The sequence below is a fragment of the Flammeovirga sp. SJP92 genome (assembly GCF_001583495.1).
Classification (GTDB): Bacteria; Bacteroidota; Bacteroidia; order Cytophagales; family Flammeovirgaceae; genus Flammeovirga.
The window spans coordinates 174354-192188 of sequence record NZ_LQAQ01000100.1 but is presented as its reverse complement, the minus strand read 5'-3'; the positions used below and the strand labels follow the sequence as shown (position 1 = coordinate 192188).

The window sequence follows — 17835 nt, the reverse complement described above, 5'->3', positions numbered from 1 at the left end:
TAAATTTTCATATCAATTTTATTAGGTATAAACTCTTTTAGTCTTTAAAAGCTCTAACTTCTCCTCCTTAGGGAATTCTGGGAGGTCCAATAAAAAAGAGTCATATTCTGTTTAGAATATGACTCTTTCTTTTTATGTGAATTTCAGATTTCTATTACCCCGCTACTGCCGTTTTCTTGCCCACAGTATCTGATTTTTTATCTGATGTTTGTTTCAATTTGATCACTCCAACTTTATCCAATACAACGATGATTAAATAAGTAGGATCGATTTCATGCCAGCGAATTCCTCCAAAGTTCGCTCTTGAACCTCTTGCATGGTGATTGTTATGGTAAGATTCTCCCATCATTAAGAAGTCAAAAGGAAGGAAGTTCGTAGAAGTATCATTTACTTCAAAGTTTCTATAACCATAAATATGTGCAAACCAATTGATAATTGCTCCGTGAACTGGAGACATTAAAAAGTGAATTGGCAATAACAAGAAGATAAATGGTGATAAATCATAGGTTGTATAGCAGTAAACATAAACTGCAATATATACTAACCCCCATCCAATTCTACTTACCCAGCTACTAGCGAACTTGTCGAATGAATGCCATTCAGGAACATTTTTCGTGAATTTAGGGTCTACAACCACTCTGCCCTTACAAATATCAGTATAGATATTTTTTGTCTGCCACATCATAGCAAACAATGTTGGTGAGTATTTTGGTGAATGCGGATCTTCTTCTGTATCTGCAAATGCATGGTGCATACGGTGCATAATACCGTACCCATAAGCACTCAGATAGTTAGATCCTTGAAAGATATATGTTAAAACAAAGAATATTTTTTCAGTTGTTTTAGACATCGTAAACATCGCATGTGCGGCGTAACGATGTAAGAAAAAAGTTTGGAAGAACAGCGAACTGTACCAATGCAATATAAAAAATGCGATAATGATATACATGTGAAAGATATTGAAGTCAATAAATTATTCAATTCTGACCTTAAAACAGTTCGAGTAAATGATTTGTGACAGTTTTATTAAATATTTTTAAATATTTATTTAAAATATCTGAAATTCAGTTAAATAAAAATCCACATCTACCTAAAGTAAATGTGGATTTTTTGATTATCTCCATGAAAATGGATCAATTGCTTCAGTTTTAAAGCAACTTATCTATCTCCAATCATATTTCTATAAGAAGCTTCAAATGCCTCTCTTGTTTGAATTGCGTCAGCTTTGAAAGTCTTCTGTAATTCTTTCAATTGCTCTGTTGAAAGATTCTTATAGAACAATTCTGAAGTGATATGCTCTGAGTAAGAAGGCACTTCATTGATGATATCACCTGATAAAGGATCTACCTCACTGCTAGCACGTTCAGCTAATCTCTCATTTACAAGCTTCAAGTTCGATTCAAAAATCTGAGCCATCTGCTGTAAAACAATCAAGCTTCTACGAGCTACGCTTTCTGTACCTCTACCTGTCTTCGCATAGTAGTTTACATTTTCCTGACTTCTTCTAAGAAGAGTTTCATAGATTTCTCTACCTTCTTTTGTCGCTCCAAGCTTAAAGTACAACTCCATATATTTAGGAGCATAGAAACTGTAAGGAATTGTAGTATCTGGCACCATTGAAAGAATCCAGTCTAGCTTTTCTTTTGAAAGCTTCAACTTCTCATCATCTTCTTTGGCTAAACCATCTACGTATAATTTTTCAGAAAGTCTATAAATATTATTACGAGTATTTGCACCGAATTTTCTGTACTCATCATCATAATAAACACTTTCATCTTGCATACCTCTGAATGCAAACTTTTTGATATTTTCCAACATCACTTCAGTGCTCACTTCACCTACTTCACCAAATGTATTTGCTTGGATAGGAAGTAATCTATACGTCATACCTTCTAAGAATAAGTAACTTCTTAGGTCCATATTGATCGTATTGGCAGAAGTATTGTTGAAGTAAATTGGACGTTCCCAATTGTTTGTTGCAATCAAATCTAATAATGCCAATTCGTTTTTGAAGATGTATGTCTTATCGCCTTTTAATCTCCAAGCCATTTTAGGTTTGATTCTACCTTCCATGCCTTTTGGAATAATACCACTCTTCACAACAGCTGCACTATCCACATCCAAGATAAAGATTCTTGAAAGTAATTTTGCAGTTGTTTGGCCACCTTGTAATCCAACTTGAGTTACAGGATTGTTCGCTTCAATAGAAGCAAGGTAAGCTTTTAGATTAACACCATTTTGAGCTCTTTCGTCTTCCACTAATGGGATATAATCGTTTTTACCTTCTCTATAATTATGGCTGCTGATCGATAATGGTAATGGCTCAGATTCATATTGCTTTTGCTTCATCTGATCCAAATACCAACCCGTACTGAAGTAACTCAATACCGCAACACGAACATCAGTTCTGAATTCCTCTACATTCTGAACATACCACAATGGGAATGTATCATTATCACCACCTGTAAATAAGATAGCATTAGGTGCACAACTTGCTAATGTATTTCTTGCCTGATCTACTGAGTGGAATCTATTCGAACGGTTATGTCCGTCCCATCCTTTTGCTCCCATCAATACAGGAACCACCATACTTAAGGCAATACCCGCTATGGCGCCATTTGTACTCATTTTCTCCGAGAAGAATTCTGCTAACGCCAATGCACCGAATCCAATCCAGATGGCAAAGGCATAGAAGGAGGCGGCATAAATGTAATCACGCTCTCTTGGTTCAACAGGAGGAGAGTTCAAGTAAACAACCAATGCAACCCCTAGTGTAAGGAACATAATCATTACTACCCAGAAGTTTTTCTCGTCTTTCTTATAATGATAGAATACACCTAAAAGACCTAAGATCAATGGCAAGAAGTAGAAGTTTGTTCTTGCTTTATTTTCCGCTAACAACTCAGGAAGTTCCTCTAGATCATCCCAAGGTTTTAAGTATCCAGCATCTTTTTCATCACTTTCTCTACCTGCAAAGTTCCACATGAAATAACGTAAGTACATGTGGCCAATTTGATATCTGAAGAAGTAATAAAGGTTATTGCCGAATGTTGGTTTCTTACCAGCTTCAATCCCTGCCCACTCTCTATAAAGTTGAGGGTGATGGCCTGTTTTTGAATATAAACGAGGGAACAACATCATATCTTTTGATGCATATTCCGCTTTTGTTTTATGATCATATACTTCGTAATAGTCTTTGCCATTACGTGTAGCTTCACGGTACTTATCGCCGTCTTCTTTTGTATCTACATGCTGTGCATCATAAGTTGGTCCATATAAAAGCGGACGGTCACCATACTGCTCACGCTTCAAGTAAGATACATAACCTAATAAATCATCAGGTGCATTTTCATTGATTGGTGTATGCTGGTTTGAACGAACTAATACCAAAGTGTAACTCATATAACCTACAAGGATAAATGCTACACCTAATAATAAGTTGTTTACAGTCACCATCGCTTTTTGATGTGTGAAGTAAATACCGTAAACCAAACTTGCTACTAAAACAAATGAGAAGAATAAACCACCCGTACCAAATGATGCTCCGAATGTATTTACAAAAATCTTATCGAATACAAATGCAATAGATGGAAGACCTGGAATTACAATGATAATTACCCCTAGAATGATGGCTCCGCCAATCCCCATTGCTATGATTGTTCCTTTTAAAGTGATATTATCAGGAAACTTCTTGTAATAGTAAATCATGGCTAAAGCTGGTAAACAAAGTAAGTTTTCCAGATGGACACCAATTGATAAACCAATAATATATGCAATCATGATCAGCCATCTGTTAGATGCTGAATGATCTTCAATATACTCCCATTTAAGAATTGCCCAGAATACCAATGCTGTAATTGCCGAAGACATTGCATAAACCTCCGCTTCTACAGCCGAGAACCAAAAAGTATCTGAGAATGTGTAAGCTAATGCTCCTACCGCAGCAGAACCAAATAATAAGATTTTATCTTTTAAACTGTATTCTCCTTTAGAAGGCTTGATGATTTTCATACCCAACATTACAATTGTCCAATACAGGAACAAGATTGTAAGTGCACTCATAAACGCTGACTGGAAATTGATCCACCAAGCGACTTTAAGCACATCACCAAAAGCTAGGAAAGAAAAAAGTCTATTGATTAATAAGAAAAATGGTGCTCCCGGAGGGTGCGGAACCATTAGTTTGTATGATACAGCAATGAATTCACCACAGTCCCAAAAACTGGCAGTTTCCTCCATTGAAATAGTGTAGACAGCGAGCGATATTAGAAAAAGTGCCCACCCCACTAGATTGTTGATTCTCTTAAACTCGTTCATTTCGTTATGTTTTCCAATTGGCGAAATTAGGGTAAAATCTTTCTTATTGAATGAAAAGATTTAGCAACCCACTTTATTTCACCAATTATTGGTCTAGTTTTATATTTTTTAACATTAATTATTAATAAATACCTTCTGACTTCAAAAATCCGATAACATTTAAGTCTTCAAGATGATGTGCATGCAATCCTGCTTGTTTTGCACCTTCCACATGCTGGATAGAATCATCAATAAAAAGTGTAGTTGCTTTGTCTAAATTATTTTTGGCAACAACAGTTTCAAAAATGCTGGGGTGAGGTTTTCGATCTCCCATCTCATAAGAGTAATAAGCTTGTTCAAAAAGTTGCTTAAAATCTCCAAAATCTTCCCCTAAAGTATTATTAACAATCTCATTGAAAGCCTCAATATGAATCGCATTGGTATTGGACAGCAGGAAAATTCTGTATTTATCTTTTAATGCTTTCAACATTTCTATTCTTTCAACAGGCAAATCTAATAACATGGCATTCCAAGCCAAATCAATTTGCTCATCTGTAATTGGCTCATTTAATAACTCTCTGATCCCTAATCTGAATTCTTCTGAAGTTATATGTCCCTTTTCATAATCATCAAACAATGAAGTCTGTTGTTTTTTGGTATAAAAAGGTTCTACTGGTTTATCTAAGATTTCAGCGAATTTTTCTAAAGTATTTTCGTATCTTAAGTTGAGAATAACACCTCCCAAATCAAAAATAATTGCTTTGTATTCCATTGGTTGCTTTTGCACTAAAAACTAAATTTTTGAAATTTCGTTTGAATTAAAACAATATCAGTTTTAAAATCCAATCAATATACTACTGTTTCTTAAAAATGAGTAAAATATTATTCCCCTTATTATTAATAATTTTAATATACCCTTCTCAACACCTGCAGGCTCAGGAAGAAGAAGGAGGAGAAATACTTTTGGAAAGTCACCCCAATGATCATGACTTTTATAAATTCTACATTTATGATTCTGTAGAATATTCTCAAAGTACTCCTTATCATGCGTTGCATACGCACCTTGATTTTTTAGAGGAACAAAATTATCACCCCAAAACGGCAGCAAGGGTAATTCCCACCAGTGTAGGCAATTTGGATACAAGAGTTGAACTGGCAGAGGAACTGAAATTGATTTTTGCCGGCAAAGGAATTTATGTGAATCAATTAGACCTTCCACTGCAAAAGGATCATGTGGAAAAGAATACCGGAAAAAAGCGATTCATCATTAGTGATAAATTACCAGAGATCTATTTGATCAAAGTGGGTGAAAGATGGAGATATTCCAGTTATTCTGCATTAAAAATCAATAAGATATTCAAGGAAACCTTTCCTCCATATTCACGAGACATCATCAAATTTGTCTCTAAAATAGAAAAAGGAAACAAGTATATATTAGGACTAAAGGTTTGGCAATGGGGCACTCTGGCTGTGATTTGTGTTTTGATGTATTGCGTTTATTTTATCATTATTCGACTGCTTGCCTTTTTAATCAAAAAGTTCTTCTCCAGAGAAGGAAACCAGTATTTCATTAGTACTGTGATTTTAAAATATAAACGTCCACTCACCATTGCAATACTCGACTTCCTGTTTTTCATGCTTATTCCATTATTGTTACTGGATAGCATTATTGCATTTAGATTAACAGTACTCTGCAAAATTATTTTTGGATTCACTGCCATTGTTCTTGTTTTTAGAACGGCTGATTTATTGGTGCTGAAAGTAATGACGCCAAGCACTAGAAAAAAGAGATGGAATATTGACGCTCATCTAACTCCAGTATTAAGATCATCATTGAGAATTGTAGCTTTAATGATTGGATTTCTTTTATTCTTAAAAATATTGGGGTACAATATCAACAATATTGTAACTGGAATATCATTTGGAGGATTGATTATCGCATTTGCAGCACAAGACACCGTCAAAAACTTTATTGGCTCCATTATGCTTTTTACCGACAAACCGTTTTCTGTTGGTGATTCTATTGTGGTAAAAGGGCAATCTGGAATTGTGGAGGAAATTGGTTTTAGAACCACTAAAATCAGAACGTTTAATAATTCGTTAGTAAGTTTACCCAATAATATTGCGGCAGATAATGAAGTCGACAATCTTGGTAAAAGACAATTCAGAAGATTCAATACACTTATCAGTTTAGAATATGGTACTGATCGAAATCATGTGAAAGCTTTTATTGAAGGCGTACGGGAAGCGATTGATAAACATCCTACTACGAGAAAAGAAGGTTATCAAGTGCGTCTTTATCAATTTGCACCTAGTTCTATTGATATACTCCTCAATGTGTTTTTTGAAACAGACGACTACAATATTGAGCTGCAATCCAGAGAAGAGCTGATGTTTACCATCATGGAAATTGCAGAAGCTACTAAGGTTCAATTTGCATTCCCTACGCAAACCATACATTTGAATGATAAAAAGAAACAAGAGTAAGCACTGAAACAAAATCAGGATTGATGGAAATTTGGGTTAGGACTTAGCAATAATCTGTATAAGTTTTATAATTTTACCTTTTATATTTCAGTAAGCACTCTTACTATTGTCAAATCAAATAATACCAACAAACTGTCTTATTTAATGGCTAGGCGTTTATTTTTAATTTTAGTTTTATTCGCAACAACTATTACAGCTACTATTGCTCAGGATGATAACAACGATGAAATTTCAAGTTATCCTGATGATCATGTTTTCTATAATTTCAAAGAGTTGAGTGGTGTAGAGTATTCATTGAGTTCTCCTTACCACACTATGCATACACATTTGGAAAACTTGGAAGATGATAACTATCATGAGAACGTAGCGGCGCAGGCTTTCCCTCAGGAACAGTTTTCTTTAAAAGAGAGAAAGAAATTAGCCATTGAATTAAAGCTGGTTTATACTCAAAAAGGCATTTACCTGAATTCTCAAGACCTGCCTTTAGAGAAAAATTATATCGATCCTAAAAGTAAAACTGAGCGTTATAGTATCAGTCATAGATTGCCCAATATTTATCTGGAAAAACAGAGAAATGGACAATGGAAATACTCTGTGTATTCTACCAATCAAATCCATGAACTGTTCAAGGAAACGTACCCTTCTTTCACAAGAGAACTTGTGGTTTATACTTCATCTCTTCAGCAGAGTAAAGGACGTTTTTTAGGCATCAGATTGTGGCAATGGATTACAATTCTGGGTATTCTTCTGTTCAGCTATTTATTTTATATTATTAGCTTCTGGTTCACCGACCAAATTGTACAGAGAATATTTATTAGGCTGAAAAAAGAACAATTTGCAAAAATTGCTTTACCGAAATGGAGAAGACCTATTTCCATTTCGTTTATCATGATGTTGTGGTACTATATTACTCCGTTTTTACTTTTACCGAGTATTGTTTCTTATGGTCTTACACTCATCATCAAGGCTATATTTTGTTTTTACGTCACTATTTTATTTATACACTCAGCAGATTTATTAGTCATCAGAATCGGTTATTTTTCCAATAAATCACAAGCTGTAGACGCCAACCTTCTGCCTATTTTTAGAGTGATTTTTAGAATTATTGCCATTGCACTTGGTGTTTTGACTACCCTGTATTTATATGGTTTTGATATCACACATTTGATCACCGGTATCTCCTTTGGTGGTGTAGCTTTAGCTTTTGCCGCTCAAGATACCATCAAGAATTTTATAGGCTCAGTGATGTTATTTACAGATAAACCTTTTGAAGTAGGAGATTGGATAGTTGTTAAAGGACAAGAAGGTATTGTAGAGGAAATTGGTTTTAGAACAACACGTATTAGGACTTTTGCAAATTCTCTGGTCAATATTCCTAACGGGTCCATGTCTGACAGTGATATTGATAACTTAGGAAAAAGACAATATAGAAGATTCAAAACCTACCTTACAATTCCTTATGGAACCCCAACCGAAAAGATAGAAATGTTTATCAAAGCAGTTAAAAAAGCAGTTGAAGACCATCCTACCACAAGAAAAGACTTCTATGAGGTGCGATTAAACAACTTTGGTGCTAGTGCTTTGGAAATATTGTTGTATATTTTCTTTGAATGTAGAGATTGGAGCGAAGAACTTCAGTCTCGTGAATATCTTATGCTCAAGATTTTGCGTATAGCGGAAAGCATGGGAATTGAATTTGCCTTCCCTACTCAGACTATACACATTGCAAAAGAAGCCAACGAGGAGTCAAAAGCAACTGAGACAAATTAAAAAATGAATAATTCAGACCAAAAACCCAAAGTATCAACACATGAACATAGTCACTTCAAAATTTTTGAAGATGCCTATCAAGCTACTGATGCTCCTACTTTTGGACTCGATGAAGTAGGAAATATTGTATTCTGGAACGATGCAATGTTGAACCTTACGGACTATTATCCAGAAGAAGCAGTTGGGAAACATTATTCTGAATTTATAGAGATATTTTATTATGAAGACACCTTCTCCATTGGGGGACTTCTTCAAAACCTTACGGGTAAACTTAAAGACCGAAACGGCTACGAATTACAAGTAAGAACTGCAGGAACACCTGTAAGTTTTGATGGCGTCAACCACGTTTACCTTTCCGTTCAGAATATCACCAAAGAGATTGTTCATGTTCAGGAACTGGTGAAAAATAATATTCTGATGAAAGAGCTTTTCAGTTCTTCTAGAGAAATGGTGGTAGTGTTCAACCGTAAAGGCAATATCAGCTTTGCGAGTGAGCCTTTTAAAAATTTGGTCAATATGACGGATCCTCAACTCAAGAGGACCACTTTTATTAATCTTATTCCTAATTCTCACCGCACGAGACTTCTTATTGGCCTCAAAATGGCGGAAGAATCTCAGGACGAACATAAAATGGAATTGACCATAGAAAGTGAGTCTCAAAAGAGAATTACGGACTGTCATATTTCATACAAAGAAGATTCTAAAGACTGTTATCGACTACATCTTTTTGACATCACTGACAAAAAGAGGAAAGAACTGGAACAGGAAGTTAGTATTACTTTTGCTAAACTTCTTCAAGAAAACCTCAAAATACAGGAACTCTACGAAAAGGTCTATTTAGCCATGAAACTCGTGGTAGATATGGATAGCTTCCTGTTACTTCGCCTGAAACTCTCGGGGCAAGGGATGTATATTCCTTTTTACAGTACAAAAACATCTGACCTAGCAGAGAAGGAAGAAGTACCAGCAAGTGAGTTTGCCTTAGCAATGGCCAATGTACTGAACAGACCCATGTTCATGTACAAAGAAGTCATTGAGAAATTGGCCAAACAGTACAACCTAAACCTTGTCAATGTTCCAGAAATTTGGATGGGACTTCCATTAATTTCCAATAATCAGAAAATGGGGATGATTGTAGTACAGTCTTTTTCTGATAGAAAAGCCTTCAGCAAGCCAGACCTTAATCTTTTTGATCTGGCGACGGGTATTCTTGCTGCCGCAATTATTAGAGACCAAAGTCAGCTGAAAGTAAGAGCACAAAGAGCACAGTTGGAGGCGATTTTTGAAAGTGGAGAACAAGCGATCTGGACTTTCAATAAATCAGGAATGGTTACAAGATACAATCAACACTTTGCGGAATACATCAAACAATACTCTAATATAGAATTGATGCCAGGAATGATGTTGAACAGTATTATTCCATTTACACCCCGATTTGAAGAGCATTGGGATCAAATATTAAAAAGAGTATTTGATGGTGAGTCCATCAGTTTTGAATATAAATTCACTACTTTCTCAGGCACAGAACAGTGGCATTCTATCTCTTTGAACCCTGTTAGAATGCAAAGTGGTGATGGAGAAATCATTCAAGAGATTGCTGGTGTTACCCAAAACATTACGCAGCGTAAAAAGATGGAAATCCATATTGCGGACAGTGAAGAACTCTTCCGTAATATATTTGAGACACTTCAAGACGTTTACTTCAGAACAGACTTGAATGGTAATTTCACACTGATTTCACCATCTGTGAAAGATATGCTGGGCGTTGCTCAAACCGAAATAATCGATAAGCACGTTACTGAATATTATATTTCTGAATCAGACCTCTCAAGGTTAATGAAAATCCTGGCAATCAAGGGAGCAGTGAAAAACCATGAGAGTATTATCAGAAATAAAAAAGGAGAAGTCCGCTATATTCTTTCCAACTTCAGGTTGATTTATGATAAAAAAATGAAACCTGCTGGAGTGGAAGGATTGGCCAGAGATATCACTCCAATCAAACAATCCGAACATGAACTCAGAGAAGCGAAAGACCTTGCTGAAAAATCTTTAGAAGTAAAAAGACAGTTCCTTTCAAATATGTCTCATGAGATTCGTACACCTATGAACGGTGTAATCGGAATGGTAGACTTATTAAGTACTACAGTACTCAGTCAGGAACAGAAAAAATACGTCTCTACCATCAAGCGTTCATCGGAAATCTTGCTTAATATCTTGAATGACATTCTTGATTTATCGAAGATTGAAGCCGGAAAAATGGAGCTTAGACCATTGCCAATTGATATTAGAGTAACGATTTCAAAACTCATTGCTCTCTTCCATCAAAATGCAAAAAACAAGAAGACACAATTAACTTCTAACGTGGGAGTTAATGTACCTAAGGTCATTCTTGCCGATGAGACACGATTACTTCAAATTCTCTCCAACCTCACTTCAAATGCGATTAAGTTTACTGAAAACGGCACCGTGACAATCAATGTCAATGGTGTTCAGAAATTTAATGGTATTTATACCCTAATGTTTGATGTGATTGATACTGGATGTGGAATATCGAAAAATGGTCAAGCACAACTTTTTAAACAATTCAGTCAGGTTGAAGATTCTTATAACCGTACCAAAGGTGGTACAGGATTAGGTTTATCAATTTCTCAGGAACTCTGTAATATGATGGACGGAGACATTGGTGTAGAATCTGAATTGAATGTAGGAAGTACTTTCTGGTTTACAATTGAGGTAAAAGAAGTAGACCACTTGCCTCCTACCAACAACAACTTGGAAAGTAAAGAGCTTTTCTCACAAAGAATCAGAAGTATTCAGCCTAACATATTGGTGGTGGATGATAACAGTGTCAACATCATGGTGGCTGAAAGTATTCTTAAAAAAGCAGGTTGTAAAACTACCGCGGCGAACAGTGGTTTCAGGGCTTTAGAGTTACTGCAGAGTGGCAACGTTTATGATATCATTTTTATGGATATTCAAATGCCGAAGATGAATGGTATGGAAACTACACAACGCATTCATAAGCAGTTTAAAGACTTTAAAACTCCTATTATAGCCATGACTGCATTTACATTGGTGGAAGAGCAAAACGAGTTCTTGAAAGCTGGTATGGATGACTTCTTACCAAAACCAATCAAAGCCTTCGATTTACTTAACAAAGTGGAGGAGATCATGAATGAATCTTCACCTACTAAAATTGAAGAAATTGATACCGCTTTTGACACAGAGGAAGAGTCAACTGTCATTAGTACAGAAGCCCCTGTTGATGACATTATTGAAGAATCACAGGAAGAAGAGCCAAGAACAGATCAAGTTTTGGATGAACATGGCCATATTATTGTAGATTATGCTGTAACTGCTGAATTGGCAAAATATGGTGGTATTGAGTTGATTCAGTTGTCATTTGAAGATTTCTTCACAGAAGGTGATGAATTAATTCATGAATTGGTAGAAGCGAAAAGTACCAATTCCATCTCGGAAATAAAGTCCATCATGCATACTTTTAAAGGTACCGCTGCCACACTAGGTATTATTAAATTGTCAGAAAAGGCAAAGCATTCAGAACAAAAACTGAAAACAGAAGATACTACCAATATGCATGAAGACATTGATGATGTATTCTCTCTCTACAATGAAATTAAAACGACTATTCTCAATAATTTAGGAGAATAAAAGAATGTTGAATAAATTGAATTAATAAATACGAAGTACTATTGCTAAAAAGTTGATGATGATTTTAATGTTGTAATAGTGCGTTTAACTCAAAAAATAAATTTAAACGTTAATTAATGTTTCTAATGAAACCATTATTATACATCAAACGTTTTCGATAGAACTTAATAACAACCACGTAATAATTATGAAAACAATTACAAAAATTATAGGTTTATTTTCGCTTTCACTTGGTTTTATGATGCTACTGTCCACTGAATCAATGGCACAAGATCTTGAGAAAAGAAAATCTATCCTTATAAGTAAAGACTGGACTATTACCGACGTAAAAAGAGAAAAATTAAGTAAACAAGAAACCTATGCTTTAGACGAAGGCAATACCCTTCATTTCTCTATTGATAAAAAGTTTGGTTTTAAAAACAATACAAACGAATATCTTGCAGGTAAGTGGATTATGGGAAGTAAAAAAGAGTTACTTCTTACTCACGGCAAAGGAGATGGTTCTAGTGATACGGCTTCATCTCGCTTTAAAATTGTGAGTATCTCTGAAACTAGAATTATACTCAAAAAGCTAGACAAACCGAAAGGAAAATTTGTCTTGCAGTAACACAGAATTTTATCACAAAACAATAATATCAAATAATTCAAAATGAAATTTTCAAGAAGATTTACATTCGCTATTGCAATCTTTTCTTTACTTTTTGCTGGAGCATGTTCAAGATCAGTAACACGTGTTGATCCTAACGCAACTATTGACATCAGTGGTAGATGGAATGATACAGACTCTAAGCAAGTTTCAAAAGATATGATTTCAGACGTTATGAGCCGTCCTTGGTTGCCTAACTATGAAAATGCAAATAATAAAAAGCCTGTAGTTATTGTTGGTGGTGTGATCAACAAATCTCATGAGCATATCGAAGCTGAAACTTTCATCAAAGATATCGAGAGAGAATTCATTAACTCTGGTAAAGTAAGAGTTGTTGAAAATGATCAATTCCGTGAGCAAATCCGTGCTGAACAACAATCTCAACAAGCTAACGCTACTGAGGAAACACAAAAGAAAATTGCTCAAGAATTAGGTGCTGACTTCATCATGTTCGGTACTATCAATTCTACAGTAGATGAATTAGGAAAAGAGAAAGTTGTTAACTACAAAATCAACCTTGAGTTAGCAGACCTTGAGTCTACTGAAAAAGTATGGATTGGTGATAAAGAAATCAAAAAATACATCAAAAATTAATTTGATGTAACCCATGCCTGCCTCCCTAATAAAAAACATGAATTAGGGAGGTTATTTTTGTTTTATAACCTCAGTTTTTTTTATTTGAGGGGAGATTTATAAATCTCATTGCTGGTCAAAGGACTGGCCTGTTAATTACGCATCTTACTATATAATATTCAATTCACTCTCAAGTATGAATTACCGAATATATCTCTGTACTGCACTTGTTTTTCTTGTTTATGCCTGTGCTCCTACTTTTTATGAAAAAACGTATGAGTTCAACAAAGCATTGGCGGAAGGCAATTATGATCAAGCCGCAGTTATGATGGAAGCTAGTGACAAAATGGCTTCAGGCAGACTGGAATTCTTGTATTATGTCAACTCAGGAATGGTGGCTTCTCTTCAGGAAAAATTTGATTACAGTAATCAGATGTTCCAAAAAGCTGATATTTTCATTGAAGATCATAAAAAAAGTGTGTTGGAAGAAGGTGGTGCATTACTTCTTAATCCCAACCTCTCTACTTATGGAGGTGAAGATCATGAGAAGTTGATGGTCAACTATTTTAAAGCCCTTAACTATTTAGAACTAAAAAAATACAACGAGGCTATTGTGGAATGTAAGCGTATGAACCTTGCATTGAACAGGCTAAGTGAGAAGTATTCTTCTGAGAAGAAATACAAACGCGATGCTTTTATCCATGTAATGATGGGTATTATTTATGAAGCAAACAAAGATCCTAACAATGCATTTATTGCTTATAGAAATGCACTTGAAATCTATCAAAACGATTACGCTAGATTGTTTAAAATGGCAGTCCCACAACAATTGAAATATGATCTTGTCAGAACTGCTCAGGAAACTGGTCTGTGGGATGATGCTAAAAAATATGCGAAAGACTTTGGAATTGAGCTTTCAAAAGAAGACAACTATGCCAATTTGGTTTTGCTTTGGAACAATGGTATGTCTCCAGTAAAAGCGGAATGGGGACTTAATTTTGCCATTATTGAAGGAAGTAACGGATGGGTGACATTTGTGAACAAAGAATATGGTTTGAGTTTCCCTTATTATGCTGGAAACGACAAATTATCTGTCACTTGGATCCGTGCTGTTTTTCCTAAATATGTTGAGAGAAAAAGCTTTTATACCAAAGCGTCACTTTCAGAAGGAGGGCAGCAGTATCCATTATCTTTTGCACAAGATATTAATGCTATCTCTTTCAAAGTTCTAGAAGAAAGAATGCTATTGGAATTCAGTAAAACCCTACTTCGTGTGGCACTAAAGCAAAGTGTTGCGGCAAGAGTTTCACAAGAAAATGAAGGTTGGGGAGCTGCTTTAAGTATTCTTGGTTCTGCTACAGAATCGGCAGATACCCGTTCGTGGCAATCCCTTCCAAAAGATATTCTTTATACTAGAGTTCCTCTGAAAGAAGGACAAAAAACTATAGATATAGAATTGACAAATATCAAAGGAGGCAAAGAAAAAAGAACACTTGAACTTCCTCAATTCTACAAAGGGGAAACAATTGTATTGCCGTACTACACGTTAACATCATTTGATGCCGCCGGTCATAATTTCTAGCAGTATTGAAGTTTAATGCTAAAAAAATAGTCTTCGTAATCAATTGAATTACGAAGACTATTTTTTTTGATATTTTTTTCTTATTTCGCATTCAGATATTTTTTTAAAGAGACCATACATTGTTATTTGTGGTTAGTATTCTAAGCCATTCAATTTTTTTAAATATGAGCATTACAGCCAATCAGAGTTTACTCATTTTTGTTTCCTATATTTTATTATTGTTTTTGATTTCTTACTGGACAAGTAAAAACAGTTCCACACTTTCTTTTTTCAACGGAAATAAAAATTCTCCATGGTATGCTGTAATGTACGGTATGATCGGCACCACATTATCAGGTATCACTTTTATCTCACTTCCTGGAATAGTCAAAGGAGCTTCTTTCAGTTATTTGCAAATGAGCTTAGGATACATTTTAGGATATATTGGAGTGGCTTACATCTTAATGCCCATTTATTATAAAAATAACCTGATTTCCATTTATGGCTACCTTGACAAACGATTAGGTAAAAGTGCTTATAAAACTGGAGCATCATTCTTTATCATTTCAAGAGGACTTCAAGCGGCTGGAAAGTTATTTATAATGGCAACCGTTTTACAGACTTTTATCTATACGCCACTAGGAATTCCCTATACCGTCAATGCTTTTATCCTTCTACTTATCATCACACTTTATACCCTAAAAGGAGGAATTAAAACAGTAGTATGGACAGACACACTTCAAACTACATTCATGATTGGTGCAGGTGTATTGACACTGTATTTAATTGCTGATCAGATGAACATGTCACTATCTGATATTTATCAAAAAGCTGTAGAAGAGACCAATTATACACAAGCTTTTTTCTGGGATATAAAAGCTACCAATTATTTTTGGAAGCAGTTTATCACGGGAGCCTTTATTGTGATTGTAATGACGGGCTTAGATCAAGATATGATGCAAAAAAGTCTTACGATAAAGACATTAAAAGCAGCTCAAAAAAATATGGTATTTTTTAGTTTTATCTTATTTGGAACAATTGCTCTTTTCTTAATCCTAGGTGTTTTCATTTACCAATATGCTGATTTCTTATCTTTAGAATTACCAAAAAAATCAGACCAATTATTCCCAATGATCGCACAGCAAAAACTTGGCTTATTTGGTGCTTGTATCTTTTTATTGGGTGTGACTGCTGCGGCATTTTCAAGTGCAGATTCCGCCATTACTTCATTGACAACAAGCTTTTGTATTGATTTCCTAAATTTAGACCATTCTCAAAAAAGCGATGTAGAAAAATTAAAAGTCAGAAAGATCACTCATATTGGTTTTGCTTTTGGTTTATTCTTATTAGTTATATTTTTCAACAGTATTAATAACACAAATGCATTAGATACTATCTTGAAATTAGCTTCATATACTTACGGCCCTTTATTAGGTTTATTTGCCTTTAGTATTATCATGAAGGAAGATAGAAAACCAATGTTCGTCCCATTAATTTGTATCATTTCTCCTGTAATTTGCTATTACTTACAAGCTAATTCAGCGTCGTTATTCGATGGTTATAAATTCGGTTATGAATTACTATTATTGAACGGGGTGCTTACTTTTTTAGGACTTTTATTGACTTCATTTCTCAAAAAATAATAAACAACACCACGGATAACATATATTTAGTGAAAGTAGTTTAAAAGAATGTTATGAGATCGTCTATTGGATTGAATAAAACGTCTTATAGTTATAGTACTTTATCATAACATTCATCTGAAGCTTGAGTTGATAAGTACTAGTACACTAAGTACAAACACTATAAAATTTTGTTTTCTTCTAACTCTCAATGTATTATGAAGTCAATAACATTTCTAGCAACTACTTTTATTATTGGTATCCTTTCATTCAATGCTTACTTCATTGATTCTAATATAGATCAATTCCAGAAGCCGATTGAGAATTCTATCAATGACGTTGCCTATGTTGAGATTACAAATCAACCTAGACTTCAAGGAGTAAACGTTAACCTGACAGAAACCATTATCGGTGCTCAAGGAGAATTTGATAATCTTTTTCTTAGAGTACAGAGTGATGATTATTTAAAAATTCTGGATATAAAGTGCAACAAGAAAGTGGTAAGAGCTGCTTTTGATGGTGAAACTTCAGAAAATATCAGCCTTGTGGGATTGTATTTTCCAATTGACCATTCAAAATCAGTTATTTTAAACTTGAAAAAAATCATCAACTCTCAATTAGTAGAGAAAGGTGATTACACTATTGAAATTATAATGAGTAATCAAAATGATGACAATGGTAATCCATTAATTCAAAATAAAGAGATACACATCAAAGTTGTTTAATAAAAAACGTTGATAACAGAAAAGCACTTGCCAAATCAAATTGACAAGTGCTTTTTTTATACTTTACTTTTCTATCTTATTCTTCTATAGGAGCAATCAACGCTGGATTATTTTGAAATGCATTGACTACTTTTTTATATTCCTTATTGGGTTTTCTAGAACCACATAACACTTTCACTTCAACGCCACTGTCATTGTTTTCTGTAACTATCACAGTTTTCTCCGCCATATAAATGGCCTTGTTGTCATCGGAATAAGAAAGTGTGAATTTTGTATTTGTTGCCACTTCCAAACTTTGGATCATACTAGGAACTTCTGTCATCGTTGGCACATTATTCAATACGAAAACATTTTTTCCTTTATCTAATGTTGAAGCATTAATTGAGATGGCTGTTAAGCTGATTACTATAAAAGTAATAATGGCTTTGATTGTGGGCTTATTCATAGTATTAATAATTTTTTGTTAGTTATTAATACGTTGTT

At 34.6% G+C, this 17835-nt stretch carries 12 protein-coding genes; 8 read left to right on the top strand and 4 right to left on the bottom strand.

Features of this window, described 5'->3' with window-relative positions; genetic code table 11:
- Nucleotides 1-154: 154 nt before the first annotated feature.
- The 3 genes from AVL50_RS27080 to AVL50_RS27070 form a co-directional block, all read right to left on the bottom strand.
- Nucleotides 155-949, bottom strand: a complete 795-nt coding sequence (locus AVL50_RS27080) for an acyl-CoA desaturase (protein WP_062620319.1) — start codon at nt 947-949, stop codon at nt 155-157.
- 209 nt (nt 950-1158) lie between these two features.
- Nucleotides 1159-4317, bottom strand: a complete 3159-nt coding sequence (locus AVL50_RS27075) for a DUF2723 domain-containing protein (RefSeq protein ID WP_082796028.1) — start codon at nt 4315-4317, stop codon at nt 1159-1161.
- Between the two features lie 121 nt (nt 4318-4438).
- Entirely contained in the window at nt 4439-5068 is a 630-nt protein-coding gene (locus AVL50_RS27070) for an HAD family phosphatase (protein WP_062620315.1), read from the bottom strand.
- Between the two features lie 98 nt (nt 5069-5166).
- On the opposite strand from AVL50_RS27070, the gene AVL50_RS27065 reads away from it, so the two are divergent.
- From AVL50_RS27065 to AVL50_RS27030, 8 genes are all read left to right on the top strand, one after another.
- Nucleotides 5167-6783, top strand: coding sequence for a mechanosensitive ion channel family protein (locus AVL50_RS27065; protein WP_062620313.1), 1617 nt, complete (start codon nt 5167-5169; stop codon nt 6781-6783).
- A gap of 144 nt (nt 6784-6927) precedes the next feature.
- The gene (locus AVL50_RS27060) at nt 6928-8553 is read left to right on the top strand and encodes a mechanosensitive ion channel family protein (protein WP_062620310.1); all 1626 of its coding nucleotides are present in this window, start codon (nt 6928-6930) and stop codon (nt 8551-8553) included.
- Nucleotides 8554-8556: 3 nt separating this feature from the next.
- Entirely contained in the window at nt 8557-12225 is a 3669-nt protein-coding gene (locus AVL50_RS27055; protein WP_062620309.1) for a PAS domain S-box protein, read from the top strand.
- 187 nt (nt 12226-12412) lie between these two features.
- Nucleotides 12413-12832 carry a hypothetical protein gene (locus AVL50_RS27050; RefSeq protein WP_062620307.1) on the top strand — a complete coding sequence of 140 codons (420 nt, stop codon included), beginning with the start codon at nt 12413-12415 and terminating at the stop codon, nt 12830-12832.
- A gap of 42 nt (nt 12833-12874) precedes the next feature.
- On the top strand, nt 12875-13465 hold the full coding sequence (locus AVL50_RS27045; protein WP_062620305.1) for a penicillin-binding protein activator LpoB: 591 nt from the start codon (nt 12875-12877) through the stop codon (nt 13463-13465).
- Between the two features lie 175 nt (nt 13466-13640).
- Nucleotides 13641-15026 (top strand): COG3014 family protein, encoded by a 1386-nt coding sequence (locus AVL50_RS27040; protein WP_062620302.1) that lies wholly within the window; start codon nt 13641-13643, stop codon nt 15024-15026.
- Nucleotides 15027-15190: 164 nt separating this feature from the next.
- Nucleotides 15191-16648 (top strand): sodium:solute symporter, encoded by a 1458-nt coding sequence (locus AVL50_RS27035; RefSeq protein ID WP_062620301.1) that lies wholly within the window; start codon nt 15191-15193, stop codon nt 16646-16648.
- A gap of 197 nt (nt 16649-16845) precedes the next feature.
- On the top strand, nt 16846-17352 hold the full coding sequence (locus AVL50_RS27030; RefSeq protein WP_062620298.1) for a hypothetical protein: 507 nt from the start codon (nt 16846-16848) through the stop codon (nt 17350-17352).
- Between the two features lie 76 nt (nt 17353-17428).
- Here AVL50_RS27030 and AVL50_RS27025 read toward each other — a convergent pair whose 3' ends face one another.
- Nucleotides 17429-17797 (bottom strand): hypothetical protein, encoded by a 369-nt coding sequence (locus tag AVL50_RS27025; RefSeq protein WP_062620296.1) that lies wholly within the window; start codon nt 17795-17797, stop codon nt 17429-17431.
- Nucleotides 17798-17835: the final 38 nt, after the last annotated feature.